Source organism: Psychroflexus maritimus (assembly GCF_011089875.1).
Taxonomy (GTDB): domain Bacteria; phylum Bacteroidota; class Bacteroidia; order Flavobacteriales; family Flavobacteriaceae; genus Psychroflexus; species Psychroflexus maritimus.
The window spans coordinates 61598-79496 of the sequence record NZ_JAANAS010000105.1; the positions used below are offsets into that span (position 1 = coordinate 61598).

Here is a 17899-nt window from a genome sequence, read left to right on the forward strand (position 1 = left end):
AACTCAATTCCCTTAGCCAATTAATACCCCCAATCCGTATGGGCTACTGGTAATTTATTGAGTTCATCTCGATGAAAACGCCATTTAGGCATGTACGTATCCATGTGCTTGATGAACACATCATTGTGGTATCGTTCTAGTAAATGAACCAGCTCGTGGACGATAATATACTCTAGGCAAATCACAGGCTTTTTAGCTAATTCTAGATTTAATACAATGCACTTGTCTTCAATATTGCAGGCTCCCCATTTGGTTCGCATTAACCTTACCTGCCAATCTTTGGTTTGTACACCGATAATCTTTTCCCATTTTTGAATCAGTTCAGGCAAAATACTTTTAAGATGTGCTCTATACCATTCACGGACAATTTTTTCTCGCTTTTCAATGGGCTGGTTATTTTTTAAAAAGAGAATTAACTTCTTTCCGTCCAGCTCTATTTTGTTGCTTTTTGCTTGCTCCTTAATTTCCAAAAGATAACGTTTGCCTTTAAAATAATGGCTTTCACCAGATTTAAATATACGTTTGGACTCCCTAGGTTGTGCTTTAAAATTCTTGATATGCTTTTTTATCCAGCCTAATTTTGAAATAGCGAACAGGCGTATAACTTCCGGGTCAGTTTGTTGCGGTGCTGAAAGTCTAACCCTGCCTTTAGGTGGATATACGCCTAAATGCATATTCTTGATATCTTTCCTAACCACATCTACTTCGATGTTTGCAACTGAAATCACCTCTGTACTAGTACTCATTTTGGGCTTTTATAATTTCCATTATCTCGCTTGTCTTCTCCTTATCTTTTAATAAACCAAAAACAGCTAAACGTAATTTTTTCTCCCGAATACCACCATCTCGCCAAGCATCCAGTTTGTTGGCGTTTATCACATTGTCTAATGCCAAAGCAAGTACTTCATTTTGTTCCAAGTTATCGTACAAGGCTCTTTTAGCCTGACTATCCAGTGAATTTGGGTAATTTTTGACGCCTGTTGGTTCAGATACTTGCTGCGCCAATTCCTTTATCTTTTTGAGATACGCTTCATAGTCCAACATTTCATCTTTTCGCTGCTGGATTAAATCATCCAAAAGCTGAGACATCTTTTCGTAGTACTTTGGATTTGTGGGCTGTTCTTCAATGATCACTTTCCTCACATTATTCTCAATAGTTTCTGCTACTGCTTCTTTGTGTTTTTTGCTTTGATATTCTTCTTTTGGTTCAGAAACATTAACTACCAAATCGACTAAACTTTGGTTATCAAAATCTAATATTTTTTTACTGCTCTTGGCATCGATATACATATCCATAAGCATTCGCATACCTGGCTCGTAAGTTTTCAAATCAATTTGCTCACCACTGGCTATTTTAATGGTATCTCTTAAATCTGAATAGTATTTCACTTCATTCTTTATCTCTAATGACTCTTTTTCGCTGTACCCTAACTTATACATTTCGTTGGCAACTTCTGCATAAGCTCTAATTAAAGCTACTACTGCTTTATACAATTCAACCCGCTTAGGCTCTCTGGTTTTTAAGTCATTTTTATTTTCTGTATTCCCACAAAAGAATCTAATAAACTGATGTTCTTCTTTAGGAAAAACGGGTTCACACAAAGCCCTAAGCGTTTCTAGTGCGGTTTCCAGTCTTTCTTTTGATTTTTCAACCCTGTCCACCAATAACCCTTTGACGTCTTCAGAATCGTATTGGTCAAAGGCTTCAGAGGTATAATCACTAATTGACTTCTCCAAACTTTTAAATAAATCCTTGTAATCAATGATATAACCGTATTTTTTACTTTCGTCTGCTACACGATTCACACGACATACAGCTTGAAAAAGTCCATGATCTTGCATTTTTTTATCAATGTATAAATAGGTGGCTGATGGCGCATCAAAACCAGTCAAGAGCTTATCGACAACAATCAATAATTGCATTTTTTGTGGTTCATGAATAAACTTGTGCTTTGCGACTGCCTCAAATTCTTCAGTAGATTTTCCATTCAACATTTTAGTGTAAATGTCGTATTTCAATGCCTTTTCTGTAGGAGTTTCTACTCCAGTTGATTCACCTTTGATATCAGCATGATGGGGTTGGTATGAGGTGATTATTGCACATTTCTTTAATCCAGCATTTTGAAATAATTCATAATAACGGCAAGCCTGATAGACTGAACCTGAGACGAGCATAGCGTTTCCTTCTCCACTGGCTAATCTTGGTTTGAGTTTAAAATCCTTAACAATGTCAAATACAATATGTTCCAGTCTTGATTTTGAACCCAAAACCTTCTGCATGGTTCCCCATTTCTTTTTCAGTTCTATTTTGGCTACGTCCATCAAGCCTTTTGTTTCTGCTTCAAACCAGTCGTCTATAGATTGTTGATCGGTGACAAACTGTTCTACATCTCTTGCTTCGTATAGTAAATCTAGCACTACGCCATCTTCTACGGCCTCATCAAATTTGTAAGGATTGCCAATAAAAGGACCAAATACTTCAATACTTTTCTGCTTGTCTTTTTTGAACAAAGGCGTGCCTGTAAAACCAATAAATAAGGCATCAGGCAATATGGTTTTCATGGCGTCGTGCAACTTTCCAGATTGTGTTCTGTGACATTCATCTACAAAAACGGTGATATTTCCTTTGGCTACAAAATCACTGGGCAGTTCTTTTTTGAGTTCCTTGATGTAGCTTTCAAAGTCACCTTCTTCGCTATTGCGCCCAAATTTGTGAACCAAGCTGGCGATAAGCATTTCTTTTTTTTCATTTAAAACGCTTAATAAATCTCTGCCGCTTTTTGTTCTGTAAATAGATTCACCTACGCCATCGTATAATTTTTCAATCTGATCGTCCAGCTCTTCCCGGTCGGTGATGATGAGGACTCGACTATCTTCTATATGTTCTCTAATCCATTTGGTCAGCCAGACCATAGTCAAACTTTTGCCTGAACCCTGCGTATGCCAGATGATTCCACCTTTGTTATCCCGAACATTATCATGAGCAGCTTTTACACCAAAATACTGATTGGGGCGACAAAGTTTTTTTGTGCCTTTATCAAATACCACAAAATCATGTATAAGTTCCAGAAAACGCTCTTTTTTACAAAGCTGACAAATGTGTTTGTCTAATACATAATCATAATTTTCTGAGGTTTCTTCTTTCCAGGTCAGGTAATATTTCTCTGGAGTTTCTATGGTTCCATAAACCAAACCTTGCGTATCATTCCCAGCCATAACCAACTGTTGAGTCGTGAAAAAACTCTGAATAAATTTAGCGTTTTGATTATCTAGATTTTGGCGAATGCCTTCAGACACATCAACACGGCTATTTTTTAATTCAATAACCCCGAGTGCAATACCATTGATATATAAAACAACATCGGGACGTTTATCGTGATTTCCTCCTAAAACGCTGACTTCTTCTGCAATAGCGAAATTATTGTTGGTAGGATTTTCCCAATCTATAAGCTGAATGTTCTCTTTGGCTTCCCCTTGTTCTTTACGAATGTTGACGCCGTAACGCAACAAGGAATATACCTTTTTATTGGCATCATACAGACCATCTGCCAGTTTAACTACAGCCTTCATAAATTTACTGACTGCTTTCTTGGCTTCAGTTTCTGAATAGCCTTGCGCAGTTAAATAGTTTTTAAGTAAACCTTCTTCTACAGGTTGGTTTCTTACTTCTTGTTCCCAATTCCCTAGATAGGTATAACCCAGCTTATCCTGAAATAGCTGAACTATCCGGTTTTGGGTGCTGCGTTCTGATTTGCCGATTGTGTTCATTTAGTCAATTTTAAAAAGGTTTATGTATTCGTTGAAAACATAGAGTTTATTTCGCTGTGCTCCGGAAACTTCCTTTAGTATTTCTTTTTCTTCTAAGGTATTTAGCAATTTGTATGCGGTTACATTTGACTTTTGAATAATTTTCTCCACACGTGCTACTTCTATAACCGGTTGGGTATATAAATAATCGATTACCTTTTTGGCATCGCCACTCCTACTTCCCATACTTTCAATTTTAAGTTCCAGTGTTTTTTGAAGCTGCATTATTCCGTCAAATGTAGTTACTCCTTTTTTGGCTGTTTCAATAATCCCTGTAAGGAAAAACTTAAGCCATTGATTGATGTCGTTGTTGGTTCTTACACGCATCAAGTTATCATAATACAATAATCTGTTTCGCTCGAAAAAATCCGAGAGGTAAAGTATAGGTTGTTTAAGAATCCCCTTATCCACCAGATAAAGTGTGATTAAAAGTCGTCCTACTCTTCCGTTACCATCCAGAAAAGGATGAATGGTTTCAAATTGATAATGAATGACTGCTATTTTAATCAAGTCGGGTAAATGATTCAGTTCATTGTTCGCAAAATGTTCAAGATCTGACATTAACTCACCAATAGAAGTATGTACCGGAGGAATAAACGATGCATCATTAATCGACGCTCCGCCTATCCAGTTTTGAGATTTTCGAAACTCTCCAGGAAGTTTGTTTGTACCACGAACGCCTTGTAATAAGGTCTGATGTGTTTTTTTAATTAAACGTGAAGAAAACGGCAAGGTATGTAATGATTTCACCGCTTCGTTCATGGCTTGAATATAATTTTGTACCTCCTCCCAATCGTCTCGTTTTTCCAGCGCCACTTCATCCTTAGTGAGAAAAGCCTCTTCCATGTTGGTTTGAGTGCCTTCTATTTTTGAAGACTGCGTGGCTTCTTTGGCGATGTGCATGCGGATAAATAAATCAATATTTACATATTCAGAATACATATCCAACCGACCTAACTGCCGATCTGCCTTACTCAATAAGCCAATGATTTCCATATCAGACAGCTCCCAATCTCTGTTGATGCGATGAGGCTGAAAGCTTTTATAGTAGCCTTGATTAATATATTGCCCTGCTGTAAATTTATCCATGTTGTATATTTACTTAAACAAATATAGTCTTATTTAAGGAAATCACCTAAAAACTTAAATAATGAATTAGTTAATTAAGTGATTCTTTGTTTTGGTTAATTAGTTTTACATTTTGCTTTCTCATACCAACCTAATTTTCCCCGTTAATAACTCCTGAATCATGCCTTGTTTGATTTGCTGGTATTTGGCTTTTTTAATCGCTAAAAATTTAATATCATTTTCCATATCTGATAAAACTTCTGCAATTGCATTTTGCTCTTTTATAGGAGGAAGTGTAAATACTCCATTTTTAATATCTGTCGTACCAATATTAGCTTGCACTCCGAGTGAGGCAATAGCTTTTGAATACATCCTCCATTCTCTCATGTTTGACAATTGCTTCAAAATAATTGGATTGACTAAATCTTTATTTATACGAAGATGACCTACTCGTTGATTAAGAAAAAAAGGTCCATTTCTTTCAATTATAGTCATTCTTCCAATTAAATTTTTATCGGGTGTTACGTCCGTCATGGACATTATTAAATCTCCTTTTTCTAAGACGAAATCTTTTAAGTTTTTCAATTCATTTTTGTCCCAATAATTAATTTTATTCTCATTAAATTGAAATTGACCTTGCAAACCAATCTGAGCCATAGTTAATATTGGCACACCATTATCTTGGTAGCCTTGAGCAGAAAAACCATATCCATTTTGAAAATCATGAATCAGTTCCCCCAATCTCTTCTCCTCCCACTCCCCATCAAACCCTGGCAAACGCTTACCGCCTTCAACAGGCGGCGTCAACAACTCCTGCATGGCGCCTTGTTTGTTGGCTTTCTTTTTGGTGATGAGCTGGTCTAAACTACTAATCAACGCATCAACATCACTTAAGGCCGTGGCTATGGCTTTTTGTTCTTCTTTAGATGATGGTAATTGAATGAATATATTTTTAACTTTTCTAGGACTTATTTCCAAAAATGTACTACCACTAGCGTTTTCAATTAACTCTTTATGTTTAGTCTGCATTAAATAGTACAAGTAATTTTTTTCAATACTTATTGGAACTAAAGACTGGAAACCTTGATTTGTTGTTGCTGGTAATGTAGTAATTGCAAGGTCCCCAATTGTAGCTCTTGTTGTCATTAATATACTTCCAATTGGTAAAATTTGAGCGGAGGAGTTTTTGAGTCCTTCCTCTGATATTTTTCTTCTGCTCTTACTTACATATTTCAATCCTCCTATTTCAGTTGGCGTAAACCAATTTACTGCACCATTCCAATACTTCGGAATTGTCGTACTCGGTGTTCCTCCGCCAACCACTTTACAAACTGACTCAATTTTTTCGACGTTCCAATCTTCAGGAATCAAACCAGCTTCAGTTTGTTTATAGCCCTTTGGTAAGCTCTGGGCATCGCCTATGTTATTATTTGCTACCTTCATGCTATCTCTAATTTTTCTAGTAGTGCGGCACAAAGGCTATCCATACGTGAAAAGGCAAACCATTTCTTTCCCAAGTCTTTAATAGAAGCTCCCAAATGATAGAGTTCCTTTTGGTCGATAATCAGAAAACGGTCGTGGCTTGTTTTGTGTTCGTGCAGTTCAAAAGTGTTGTTGTATTGTTGGTTGGCTTTTTTAATGATGTTTGAGGTAAAGGTGTAGGCATCAAAAATTTGCCCATCGAAGAAAATGCCTTGTGTGGGTAGTTCTTGCGTTTTGAGTTGCAGGGAGATTTGCTTTACTTCTTTGCTCAGGTCTTCGTAATTGTTTTCTATTCTGTTCATTCGTTGGTTAAGTGCATAACCTTTCAGCAAATAATCCCTAAGTACATTTGTTGCCCAAATACGGAATTGGGTACCTTGTTTTGATTTTACGCGATAGCCAACTGAGATGATGACATCGAGGTTGTAAAATGCTACAGGCTTATCAGAATTTGGAATATGCATTTTTTGCATATTGCTTTTTTCATCCAGTTCACCTTCTTTAAAAACATTTCTAATGTGTCGCGAGATAACTGATTGGTCTCTATGAAAAAGTTGAGACAACTGTTCTTGGCTTAACCAGACCGTATCCTCTTTGAGTCTAACTTCAATATGCTCAGCGAGTTCATCTGGACGATATAATACTATTTCGTTATTCATCGCAGTGGATAGGTAAAGTGTGAATAATTATTTTTCAGTAAGGAAAAGGCTTTAAAAATTTGTTCTAGCTTTTCATCTGTTTTATGTTGTTTGAGTTCCATTTGGTCGAGGTGCTGAAATACAGAGGCGACGTTCAATAGAAAATTGCGCATGGCAACGAAAGCTCTAGCTATAGCCACACTAACTTCATCTGCTTTTTCGTTTTTAATCACCCCTGAAACTGCTGCCACAGCTTGCTCTGTCAATACAAACACAAAATCATCAGGAAAACGGTTGGGGTTTCTTTTTACTTGCTCACGAAGTCCAATTGGTTTAACACCATAGAATGACACTAAGGCCTTGTCTAGCATTACTTGAAAACTTCTTATGGTGAATATTTTTTCTTGTCTATGGTCTTGTTGTATTAACTCCATACCAATCCCATTTTTTTCAGGTGTTTAGAAACTTTGTCTTCTAGTGTTTTGTTTTCCTGGTCCAGTTCATCTAAGGTATGTGCATAACGCTCGGCTAGTTCTTTAATTCTGCCTGTTAGGCGTTGGGAAATAGCATCAATTTCAGACTGGATGTCAGTTTGTAATCTGCTCATCCATTTATCTTCAATCACTAATTGCCTAACCTCATCTTCGGTTAGCTTAGCATAGTGTTCAAAGGTTTTATGATCTAAGGTTTTTTCCTGTACCTTGATGTCTTTTTTGAGTTGAAGTTTTTTGGTGTAAAGTTTTATCCATTTTTCAGCAATAGCTAAAGGATTGGCGTTTTCTGTGTCGTACTCTTCGCTTGGCTCTGCCGCTAGGGGCATTTGCTTTTCTTCTTTTTTAAGTGTTTTGATGAGGTTATTAACTTCAGTTTTATTGATTTTATCCAATTCCCCAAAAGCGGCTTCTTCAGCAGAATGTTCTTCTTCCAAACTGGATAAGTCGGCTTCAACCTGTTCAAGTTCAGTTTCTAAACTGGTTAACTTATCTTTTTCGTCCTTTACATACCGATTAATTACTAATGCTTTCGGAATTAAATCACAGGTCCAGCCTTTGTCTTTTTCTTTTCCAGTTTTTCCTTTCTCTATAATACGTCTGGTTTTAGCTACCCAACCGTCTTCAATAAGAATATAAACATCATCTTTTAAGGTTTCTGCCCAGTAATTCATGATGTGCTGATAAACTTCATAGCGGTTAATCAAGGGCTTTTCAGCATATTTAAGCAATAAATCTTCAGACAACTCGTGTATAAATTGCTTAGGCTTGGTTTGCTTGTTAATGCTGTGAAGTCGTTTTAAATTATCAGATTTAAATTCATTAAAAATCAGATTGATTTTCTCGTTGTAGCTCACGAAATCGGAGTGGTTCAAAATATGTGCTTTTACCTCTTCTTTTGGCACGGATAGTTTCATGTAGCCTTCCCGAAGCGGCTGGAATAATTCCTTCCGCATAGTTGGGTAAACCGTCCAGTATTCAGATAATTCGTCAATATCTGCTTTGGGGATACCGCCGCTGAGGTGCGCATTCAGGTCCTGAATATCTTCCTTTTCCTGGGTGTCTATATATCTGGGGATATTGAGATTAAATTCATTTTTCTCTATTTCTTCAAAAGACACAAAGCGTGAAAATTTATCAATTTCCCACTGTCGGTTAAAGGCATCTACAATTTTATGGATATCCTGTTCACGCAGACGGTTTTTGTTGCCGTCCTTGATAAACCCTTTGCTAGCATCAATCATAAATACACCTTTGCGCTCTTCAGCGTTTTCCTTATCAATGACGATAATACAGGCGGGAATCCCGGTGCCATAAAACAAGTTTGCTGGCAAACCAATAATGCCTTTGATCCACTTACGCTCTAGTATATTTTGTCTGATTTCAGCTTCTGCATTTCCTCTAAACAAGACACCATGCGGTAGAATAACCGCCGCTTTTCCTGTGCTTTTTAGTGAAGCTATGATGTGCAGCAAGAAGGCATAATCTCCATTTTTATCCGGTGGCACACCAAAGCCCTGAAAACGGCGATACTGGTCGTCCATAGGAACAATACCATTAGACCAGCTCTTTACAGAAAACGGGGGATTGGCGACGACAAAATCAAAACGCTTAAGTTTGTCATTTTCTTTGAATTGCGGATCAGAAATACTGTTTTTACCGGCAATTTTCGCTTCAGCTGCATAACCATGCAGCCACATATTCATAATGGCTAAACCTTTGGTGGCGATGTCTTTTTCCTGTCCGTATAGCGAAAGTCCGTTTGGGGCTTCATCGGCCACTTTCAACAACAGGGAACCCGACCCACAAGTGGGATCATACGCTGTATAAGAAGGTTTGTCTGCTTTGTCAACATCTATCACTTTGGAAAGAATACGAGATACTTCTGAAGGCGTATAAAACTGTCCTTTGCTTTTTCCAGATTCGGTAGCAAAGTGACGCATTAAAAATTCGTAGGCATCGCCTAAAATATCATCATCTTCAGCACGATTATCTTTAAAGTTTAATGCAGGCGTTTCAAAAATGGCGATGAGTTTTGATAGTCGATCTACTTTTTCTTTGCCTTCACCCAGTTTATCATCATCATTGAAATCAGCAATCTCCATCGAGCCTTCCAGCTCATTGGCTGCAAATAAGGGCCTAAGAATTTCTTTGTTGATGCGGTCGCCAATATCAGTTTGTCCTTTCAGCTTGACCATGTCTTCAAAAGAAGCGCCTTCAGGTACTTCAATCAAACTATAAGGATCACCAGCGTACTTATCACTCACGTATTTCACAAATAGCATGGTGAGCACATAATCTTTGTATTGTGAGGCATCCATACCGCCTCTTAGTTCATTACAGCTTTCCCATAAGGAAGAATATAATTCTGATTTTTTTATGGCCATTTTATTTTTCTTCGTTATTATCGTCTTCTATTTCTAGTGTTTCTCCCAGCAAATCAACACTTTCAGCCGTTGGTAGTTCTTCAATTTTTTTCAATTTAGAGAACATCATTCGGGTCCGCGTACCTACCAATGCATCTAATTCTTTATTGGCTTCGTTTAGTTTCTTTTGTGCTTTTTCCAACACCCCACCAAACTTACCAAATTCTGTTTTAACCGCACCTAAAATTTGCCACACTTCACTGCTTCGTTTTTGAATAGCTAAAGTTTTAAAGCCCATTTGTAGGCTATTTAGCATAGCAGCCAAAGTAGTTGGCCCAGTTACTATGATTTTATACTCACGTTGAAGCATAGCCACAACTTCAGGTTGGCGAACGACTTCGGCAAACAAGCCCTCAATTGGCAAAAACATAATACCAAAATCGGTAGTATTTGGTGGGTCAATGTATTTATCTCGAATATCTTTTGCGAATTTTTTAATGCTTTGTACCAAGGCACGGTTGGCAGCATCAACACCCGCAACATCACCTTCATCGTAAGCCGTTTGTAATCGTACATAAGCTTCTTGTGGAAATTTGGCATCCACAGGCAGATAGACCTCTTTACCATGCTCGTCTTTGCCGGGAAGTTTTATTGCAAACTCCACATGGTCGTTAGAGCCTTTTTTGGTTTTTACGTTAGCCTCATATTGCTCAGGCGCCATAATTTGCTCCAAGATGTTACCCAATTGGATTTCACCCAATACGCCACGTGTTTTCACATTGCTCAATACCTTTTTAAGGTCGCCCACACCATTAGCTAGGTTTTGCATTTCACCCAGTCCTTTTTGCACCGCTTCTAAACGTTCACTTACTAGTTTAAAGGATTGTCCAAGGCGTTCCTCCAGTGTTTTATGCAGTTTTTCATCTACCGTTTCACGCATTTTCTCCAGCTTTAATTCGGTAGATGTTACCAACTCATCTTGTTTGATCGCCATAGCATCAAACTTCTGCTTTTGCAGGTCGTTGAAGTCCTTAACGTTTTTGGTGAAAATAGTACTAAAATCTTTGAGTGAATTGGTGAGTTCCTCACGGTTTGCTTTGGCGTTTGTATTGAGTCCTTCGCTAATTTGGGTGAGCTTTTCATCAAGCTTTAGCGTGAGTTTATCTAATCCGTCTGATAGTTCTTGACGATTTTCTTTTAAGGCAGCAGAAAGCTCGGTTCTGTTTTCTTTCAATTCGTTTTGTAACAGACTACGCATTGCTTCAATGATAGGGGAAGTATCGGTTTTACTACTTTTGAGGAGTAAAATGACTAAGAGAATAAGCGATAAAGCTGATAAAATGATAGCAATAATTTCCATTGTTGTTTATTTTTTTCCAAATGTCTGTAAACGATTTGTCAAATAATGTCAAGATTAGAAAATGTTAATTACACCTATTTTAATACAAGAGGTTAATTAGTAATAGATGAGTAATGAGTTATTTAATCATTAAAATCTTTCAAAATCTACTTCGCATATTCACTAATTTTACTTCCAATTCTCTGATCTAAATAAGCATTTCTGCCCTTTAATTCAGTAGCTATTAGTTTTGCTGCTTCTTTATACTTTTCTATCTTTTCTATATTCCATGTATGGGGTGGAGGCTGTAGGTTTGTTATACGGTCAGCTAATTTTACAATGCCTACTTCTTTATAGCTGCCCTTTATACGTTCTAAGCTATCCTTCATTTTAGCCAATTTATCGGAGATGCTTTTATCTTTGGTTAAAGCAGCAACGCCTTCAGCAATTTGAGGCGAAAAGTTTTCTTCAATTTCTTTAGGAGATGTTTCTGTATCTTCAATGGTATCGTGTAATAAGGCTAGTTGTATGGCTAGGTTGAGGTCGAAATCAGGTTCATGCATATAAGCTGTAATCACCTCCATGGCCACATTAGATAAGTGTAACAAGTAATTTGCTTGGCTGCCCGGTACTCTTTGCTGATGGTGCTTTTCTCCGGCAAACTTGATGGCTTTTTGATAAATAGATTGATCTAACATAAGTTTTATTGTTTATCTATGGTAGCCAAAGTTATGATTTTATTTTTAGTTAAGAAGTATTCCATCTTAGTTTTTAAATAGTAGAGTCATGATTTATTTATCAGTCAATTTAGTAAGAATAGATTTTAAACGCTATACTTTACTTCAATACACCAAGTGCTGTTTGGATTTAGTTTTCCAACCAACATAATTCTCAAGATGATTTTAATGTAGTCTTTTGCAGTCTCTACGATCCCATTCAACACGAACACTATCCAGTCGTTATAGCTTTTAAAGTCTATTACCGTTTAAATCTTTTTACAATAGTCACTTTTATTTGATATATAGGTGATTATGTATAAAAAAACAGATTTTCTTTACAAAAGAAAATGCTTATGATAAGGAAACAGGTGAATTCTTATCAAAAGCCTTTGACTCCAAACAAATTCTTGATGAGGTAAATTGAAACAGAATCAATACAGCAACTGAAGTAATTACATCATTTACTTATAGAATGTTTTTCATGTTTTGCTTTATCTTACAAATAAATAAGGCTTCACTTGAGTCATTACAATTACTCTCCTTATTTTAATTTATAAAATTTAGGCAAAAAAAATTTAAAACCTTAAATTTGAACTTCACAATTACCCGCCGAGATATGCAAAGCTTTATTGATTATTACATTGAAAAACACGCTCCAAAACTTGATGATTTACAGCACTATACTTTTGTTTTGCCAAGTAGAAGGGCTATTGGTTTTTTTAAACGTAGATTACTCACGCATTTTAACGCGCCTTTTTTAATGCCTAATATCTTCAGTATTGAAGATTTTATTGAAGAAATTGCCGAAGTACAAATTATCGATTCGCTGAAAACTAGTTTTGCTTTTTTTGAAGTTTACCAAGATTTAACCCCCCCTAATAAACAAGAAACTTTTGATGTAGTTTATAATTGGAGTCAATCACTTTTAGGCGATTTCAATGAGATAGACCGATTTAACATTGATGCTTCTCAGTTTTTTGGCAATCTAAAAGCCATTAAAGAAATTGAACGTTTTGGCGGAAACAATGCTACTGAATTAGTTAAAAACTACTACGAATTCTGGAATCAACTTCCCACATATTACCACAGTTTACGAAAGAACCTCAGCGAAAAAAATCAGGCTTATCAAGGTATGGCTTATCAGTTAGCGCTGCAAAAACTTCCTGATTATTTAAAACAACGTACAGAAAAAATTCATTTTATTGGTTTCAACGCGTTAAATCAGTGTGAGGAGGAAATTTTTAAAACGGCTATGCAAGACCAAAAAGCAGAAGTATTTTGGGATATTGATCAGTATTTTTGGGAAAATAAAAACTTTCCCGTGCATTATTTTATGCAGCAGCATCAAGAACGATGGCTCTCTAAGCTTGGTCGTAATATCCAGGCTTCAAGCAATTTGTTTGTTCAAAAAAAAGCAATTAGTATTGTTGGAACTCCACGTAAAGTTGGGCAAGTAAAATTTGTAGGGCAAATTTTAAACGAATTAAATCAAGAAGAACTTGGTAAAACAGCTATTGTATTGGCTGATGAAAACTTACTCCAACCGCTACTCAACGCTATACCAGATCACATCAAAGAGGTGAATATTACTATGGGGCAAGCTTTAGGTCAAACTCCGTTAGCTAGTTTTTTTGAAATTCTACTTAAGATTCATCAACAAGACCAAACACAACTTTTTTATAAAGATGTACTTCAATTATTGGCACATCCTATTTTAAAACAAGCATTCTCCAAAGATTTTCAAATTGTTGAGACTCATTTTAAAAATGAAAATGTGTTGGTCATTTCAAGCAAGGAACTACTTCAGCTTTCAGCAAAAACTTCAGCCGCTTATCAAAAGTTAATAAGATTACTCTTTAATCAATTAGCAACTTCGCCAGCTTCTTTTTTAAAAATGACTACCGATGTGTGTTTGTTTTTAAAAGCATTTCAGCAAGAAAACAAGCTTCAATTAGCGTATTTATTTTCCTTTTATAGTTTGTTTCAGAAGCTAATAAATGTTACCGAAGAGCATGATTATATTGATAATTTAGGAAGTTTAAAGCAAATTTATCAGGATGCACTTCAGTCAGAAACCCTAGATTTTAAAGGCTATCCTGATCGTGGTTTGCAAATTATGGGGGTTTTAGAAACACGGGTTTTAGATTTTGAAAACCTTATTTTTATAGGCGTAAATGAAGGCGTGCTGCCCGCAGGAAAATCGCAAAATTCCTTTATTCCATTCGATTTAAAAATCAGCTACAAGCTTCCTACTTACAAAGAAAAAGATGCTATTTATGCCTACCACTTTTTTAGGTTATTGCAGCGCGCTAAAAAAGTATATCTCACTTATAATAATGATAATGCTGGAATGGAAAAATCGGAAGCCAGTAGATTTATTAAGCAATTAGAAATTTACTCCCAAGAAATTCATGCTATTTCGCATCAAGTTGAGGGCATGAAAGCGCAGGTGTTTCCAAAAAAACTTCAGCAAGTAGAAAAAAGTCCAGCAATAATCAGTCAACTAAAAGATTTATTTGCTCACGGAATTTCGCCTTCAGCACTAACCACCTACATCAGAAATCCCATTGATTTTTATCAAAAATACGTACTTAAAATTCGCGAATCCGAAGAAATTGAAGAAGAAGTTTCTTATCGTGTTTACGGTAATGTGGTTCATCAAACTTTAGAAAATCTTTACAAGAACTACATCGGGAAGCATATTACTGCAGAAATGGTACAACGCATTCAGAAAAACCTGGACCAAGAATTATTGCTTCAGTTTCAAAAGCAATTTAATGAAGAGGCCATTTTTAGAGGGAAAAATTTACTGGTTTTTGAAATGGCTAAAAATCAATGTCAGCGGTTTTTAAAAAACGAACTAAAGTTGGTTGAAAAATCGGAAGTCAAGTTGGTGAGTTTAGAAGAAAAAGCGCAAATCAATTTCCAAATAAAAGGCTTGAATACGCAACTACAACTTCGAGGAACAGCCGATAGAATTGACCAAGTAGATGGCGTTTTTAGAATTATTGACTATAAAACGGGAAATGTACAAGCCGCCGATTTACGTATTTCGGATTTCGATTTATTAATTGAAGACTTCAGTAAAAGTAAAGTTTTTCAGGTGTTATTTTACAGTTTAATTATGGAAAATAAACTTCAAGGTGAAATTAAAAGCGGCATTATTTCGTTTAAAAACCTTAAGGAAGGTTTTATGAATTACCAACTGAAGTCAGGAAGAAAAACTCTTTCCGATAGTTTTGATGAACATACCAAAACAACGTTCACCACTCTTTTAAAGAGTTTAATTTGCGAAATCTTAAATCCTGAAATTCCATTCACTGAAAAAGAACTATAATTATGCGTTGGACTTCCCAAACTAAAGCTCATCCAGAAACAGTTCAGCACTTGCAAAAAGTGTTGAACGTAGATCAAAACATTGCTCAACTTTTAGCTCAACGAGGCATTTCAACTTTTGAAGAAGCCAAAAGTTTCTTTCGGCCTGACTTAGATGAATTGCATTCACCTTGGCTAATGAAAGACATGCAACTAGCGGTAAATCGTATTCTCAAAGCGATTCAAAATCACGAAAAAATCATGATTTATGGCGATTATGACGTGGATGGAACCACCAGTGTTGCCTTAATGGATCGCTTTTTTACGCAATTTTACCAAAATTTGGTACTTTATATTCCCGATCGTTATGCAGAAGGTTACGGGGTTTCTTTTCAAGGCATTGATTTTGCTTCAGAAAATGAAGTAAGCCTCATCATTGCCTTAGATTGTGGTATTAAAGCCATTGATAAAATAGCTTATGCCAAAGAAAAAAACATCGATTTCATTATTTGTGATCATCACCGTCCAGGCAACGAAATTCCAGATGCCGTGGCCGTTTTAGACCCTAAACAAAGTGATTGTGAATACCCTTACAAAGAACTTTGTGGTTGTGGTGTAGGCTTTAAATTAGCACAAGCCATTCAAGAAAAACGAGGAGAAAAATTTGAAGATTTACTTCCTTTATTAGACTTAGTAGCTACGGCTATTGGTTCGGATATTGTACCCATTACTGGAGAAAATAGAATTTTAGCTAGTTACGGACTTCAGCTTTTGAATACGCGACCCAGAGCGGGTTTCAAAGCCATTATTGCCCAATCTAAAAAGAAAGAATTTAGCATTACCGATGTGGTGTTTATTATTGGCCCAAGAATTAACGCCGCAGGGCGAATGAAACATGCCTTGCACGCAGTTGAATTACTCATTGAAAAAGACGAAGAAAAAGCGCTAAAAATGGCTAAAGACATTGAGCTTTTTAACAATGAACGAAGAACAGCCGATAAAAGCATCACGCAAGAAGCCTTGCTTCAAATTGAAGAAAACAACGAACAAAAACGCTTTACAAGCGTAGTTTATCAAGAAGATTGGCACAAAGGTGTAATTGGTATTGTGGCTAGTAGATTAACAGAAACTTACTATCGTCCAACTTTGGTTTTTACGAAGTCGGGTGAGAAGTTAGCCGCTTCGGCACGTTCGGTTAAAGGCTTTGATGTCTATAATGCCTTAGAAGAAAGTGCTGAATTTATTGAACAATTTGGAGGTCATAAATACGCTGCAGGATTAACCCTGAAAGAAGAAAATTACGTTGCTTTTAAAAATAAATTTGAAGAAGTTGTTAAAGACCAAATTGACCCGAAGCTTTTAGAACCTGAACTGAATTACGATTTATGCATTAATTTAGAAGACATTACGCCTAAATTCTTCCGAATCTTGAAGCAATTTGGCCCCTTTGGCCCAGGAAATTTAAGTCCTAATTTTTTGATTAAAGGCCTTAAAGATACGGGTTACGCTAAAGCTGTAGGAAAGGAAATGGAACATTTGAAATGCAACTTATTTCAAAGCCAAACAGGCCCCAGAATGGGTGGAATAGGATTTGGTTTAGGTGACCAGCTCAAGTATCTGAGTAATTACCAACCGGTTGATATCATCTGTTGTTTAGATGAAAATGAATGGAATGGGAATACTAGTATTCAGTTACGAATTAAAGATTTGAGGCCCAATTTAGATTAGTGTATGGGAAATTTTTTACTTATTGTATTGTGTTTGGTAGGCGGGATTTTATTGAGCAAAACCAAAAACTTTCCTGCCAAAGCACACCTAGGAATAAACGCTTTTATTTTTTATGTTTCACTACCTGCATTATCTTTACGCTACATTCCTAATATTGACTACAACTTTGAAATTCTTTATCCCGCTTTAATGCCGTGGATGGTTTTCTTATTAGCCGCTGTTTTGTTTATTAGTCTCGGTAAACTATTGGGTTGGCATAAACACTTGGTAGGTTGTTTGATTTTATGTTGTGGATTGGGAAACACTTCCTTTTTAGGCTTCCCACTTCTTACCTTTTTTTATGGCGAAGAATCACTTAAATACGGGATTTTAGCCGATCAAGCTGGCTCGTTTATGGTGATGTCCACCTTAGGAATTTTTACGGCCTTATATTTTCAATATGGAAAAGGAAATTCAAAAGAAATTGGTGCTAAAATACTTCGGTTTCCGCCATTTATTGCATTTATAATTGCATTGGGATTGACCTTTATAGAGGTTCCCGATGGCTTAAATATTGCTTTTGAAAAACTTGGCTCTACCTTGAGTCCACTGGCTCTGTTTTCCATTGGCACACAACTGACTTGGAAAACCAAAAACTTTGAATTTTTACCTTTTAGTATTGGTTTGACGTATAAACTATTAATCGCACCATTACTGATTTACTTACTGTATTTACAATTAATTGGTGAAATCAATTTGGTGCTACAAGTTTCTGTTGTAGAAGCCGCTATGGCACCCATGATTACAGGAGTTTTATTAGCCACTGAATACAAATTACGACCCAATTTAGCCAGTATGTTTGCTGCTATTGGCATACCGCTTTCTCTGCTTACCACCTACTTATGGTTTTTTTATTTAGGGGGGTAATACCATTTATCAATTAAAATTACCGTAATAAAACGCCCTT

Annotated in this window: 12 protein-coding genes; 3 read left to right on the forward strand and 9 right to left on the reverse strand. The window is 36.4% G+C overall.

What is annotated here, in order from left to right:
- Positions 1-20: 20 nt before the first annotated feature.
- The 9 genes from G7034_RS11120 to G7034_RS11160 all read right to left on the reverse strand — a co-directional run bounded on the left by G7034_RS11120 (position 21) and on the right by G7034_RS11160 (position 11889).
- On the reverse strand, positions 21-746 hold the full coding sequence (locus G7034_RS11120; RefSeq protein ID WP_166401032.1) for a M48 family metallopeptidase: 726 nt from the start codon (positions 744-746) through the stop codon (positions 21-23).
- A complete protein-coding gene (locus G7034_RS11125; protein WP_166401033.1) occupies positions 736-3768 on the reverse strand; it encodes a type I restriction endonuclease subunit R in 3033 nt (1010 codons plus the stop codon). The genes G7034_RS11120 and G7034_RS11125 overlap by 11 nt, the downstream gene beginning before the upstream one ends.
- Entirely contained in the window at positions 3769-4896 is a 1128-nt protein-coding gene (locus G7034_RS11130) for a Fic family protein (protein WP_166401034.1), read from the reverse strand.
- A gap of 120 nt (positions 4897-5016) precedes the next feature.
- Positions 5017-6318, reverse strand: coding sequence for a restriction endonuclease subunit S (locus G7034_RS11135; RefSeq protein WP_166401035.1), 1302 nt, complete (start codon positions 6316-6318; stop codon positions 5017-5019).
- Complete coding sequence (locus tag G7034_RS11140) at positions 6315-7016, reverse strand: virulence RhuM family protein (protein WP_166401036.1); 702 nt, start codon at positions 7014-7016, stop codon at positions 6315-6317. Before G7034_RS11140 ends, G7034_RS11135 begins: the two co-directional genes overlap by 4 nt.
- A complete protein-coding gene (locus tag G7034_RS11145) occupies positions 7013-7429 on the reverse strand; it encodes an ORF6N domain-containing protein (protein ID WP_223177626.1) in 417 nt (138 codons plus the stop codon). Before G7034_RS11145 ends, G7034_RS11140 begins: the two co-directional genes overlap by 4 nt.
- Positions 7420-9873, reverse strand: a complete 2454-nt coding sequence (locus G7034_RS11150; RefSeq protein ID WP_166401037.1) for a type I restriction-modification system subunit M — start codon at positions 9871-9873, stop codon at positions 7420-7422. Before G7034_RS11150 ends, G7034_RS11145 begins: the two co-directional genes overlap by 10 nt.
- Before the next feature lies 1 nt (position 9874).
- On the reverse strand, positions 9875-11212 hold the full coding sequence (locus G7034_RS11155) for a DNA recombination protein RmuC (RefSeq protein WP_166401038.1): 1338 nt from the start codon (positions 11210-11212) through the stop codon (positions 9875-9877).
- A gap of 146 nt (positions 11213-11358) precedes the next feature.
- Entirely contained in the window at positions 11359-11889 is a 531-nt protein-coding gene (locus G7034_RS11160) for an HD domain-containing protein (protein WP_166401039.1), read from the reverse strand.
- A gap of 610 nt (positions 11890-12499) precedes the next feature.
- On the opposite strand from G7034_RS11160, the gene G7034_RS11165 reads away from it, so the two are divergent.
- Genes G7034_RS11165 through G7034_RS11175 form a run of 3 tightly spaced genes read left to right on the forward strand, consistent with a single transcriptional unit; the run spans position 12500 to position 17859 of the window.
- Positions 12500-15247 (forward strand): PD-(D/E)XK nuclease family protein, encoded by a 2748-nt coding sequence (locus G7034_RS11165; RefSeq protein WP_166401040.1) that lies wholly within the window; start codon positions 12500-12502, stop codon positions 15245-15247.
- 2 nt (positions 15248-15249) lie between these two features.
- Complete coding sequence (gene recJ, locus G7034_RS11170; protein ID WP_166401041.1) at positions 15250-16953, forward strand: single-stranded-DNA-specific exonuclease RecJ; 1704 nt, start codon at positions 15250-15252, stop codon at positions 16951-16953.
- Positions 16954-16956: 3 nt separating this feature from the next.
- Positions 16957-17859: an AEC family transporter gene (locus G7034_RS11175; RefSeq protein ID WP_166401042.1), complete on the forward strand. Its 903-nt coding sequence runs from the start codon at positions 16957-16959 to the stop codon at positions 17857-17859.
- The last annotated feature ends 40 nt before the right edge of the window (positions 17860-17899 follow it).

Coding starts and splice junctions, on each gene's coding strand:
- G7034_RS11145 (WP_223177626.1), bottom strand. CDS start 7,429: ATGGAGTTAATACAACAAGACCATAGACAAGAAAAAATATTCACCATA.
- G7034_RS11135 (WP_166401035.1), bottom strand. CDS start 6,318: ATGAAGGTAGCAAATAATAACATAGGCGATGCCCAGAGCTTACCAAAG.
- G7034_RS11125 (WP_166401033.1), bottom strand. CDS start 3,768: ATGAACACAATCGGCAAATCAGAACGCAGCACCCAAAACCGGATAGTT.
- G7034_RS11175 (WP_166401042.1), top strand. CDS start 16,957: ATGGGAAATTTTTTACTTATTGTATTGTGTTTGGTAGGCGGGATTTTA.
- G7034_RS11130 (WP_166401034.1), bottom strand. CDS start 4,896: ATGGATAAATTTACAGCAGGGCAATATATTAATCAAGGCTACTATAAA.
- G7034_RS11150 (WP_166401037.1), bottom strand. CDS start 9,873: ATGGCCATAAAAAAATCAGAATTATATTCTTCCTTATGGGAAAGCTGT.
- recJ (WP_166401041.1), top strand. CDS start 15,250: ATGCGTTGGACTTCCCAAACTAAAGCTCATCCAGAAACAGTTCAGCAC.
- G7034_RS11155 (WP_166401038.1), bottom strand. CDS start 11,212: ATGGAAATTATTGCTATCATTTTATCAGCTTTATCGCTTATTCTCTTA.
- G7034_RS11120 (WP_166401032.1), bottom strand. CDS start 746: ATGAGTACTAGTACAGAGGTGATTTCAGTTGCAAACATCGAAGTAGAT.
- G7034_RS11140 (WP_166401036.1), bottom strand. CDS start 7,016: ATGAATAACGAAATAGTATTATATCGTCCAGATGAACTCGCTGAGCAT.
- G7034_RS11160 (WP_166401039.1), bottom strand. CDS start 11,889: ATGTTAGATCAATCTATTTATCAAAAAGCCATCAAGTTTGCCGGAGAA.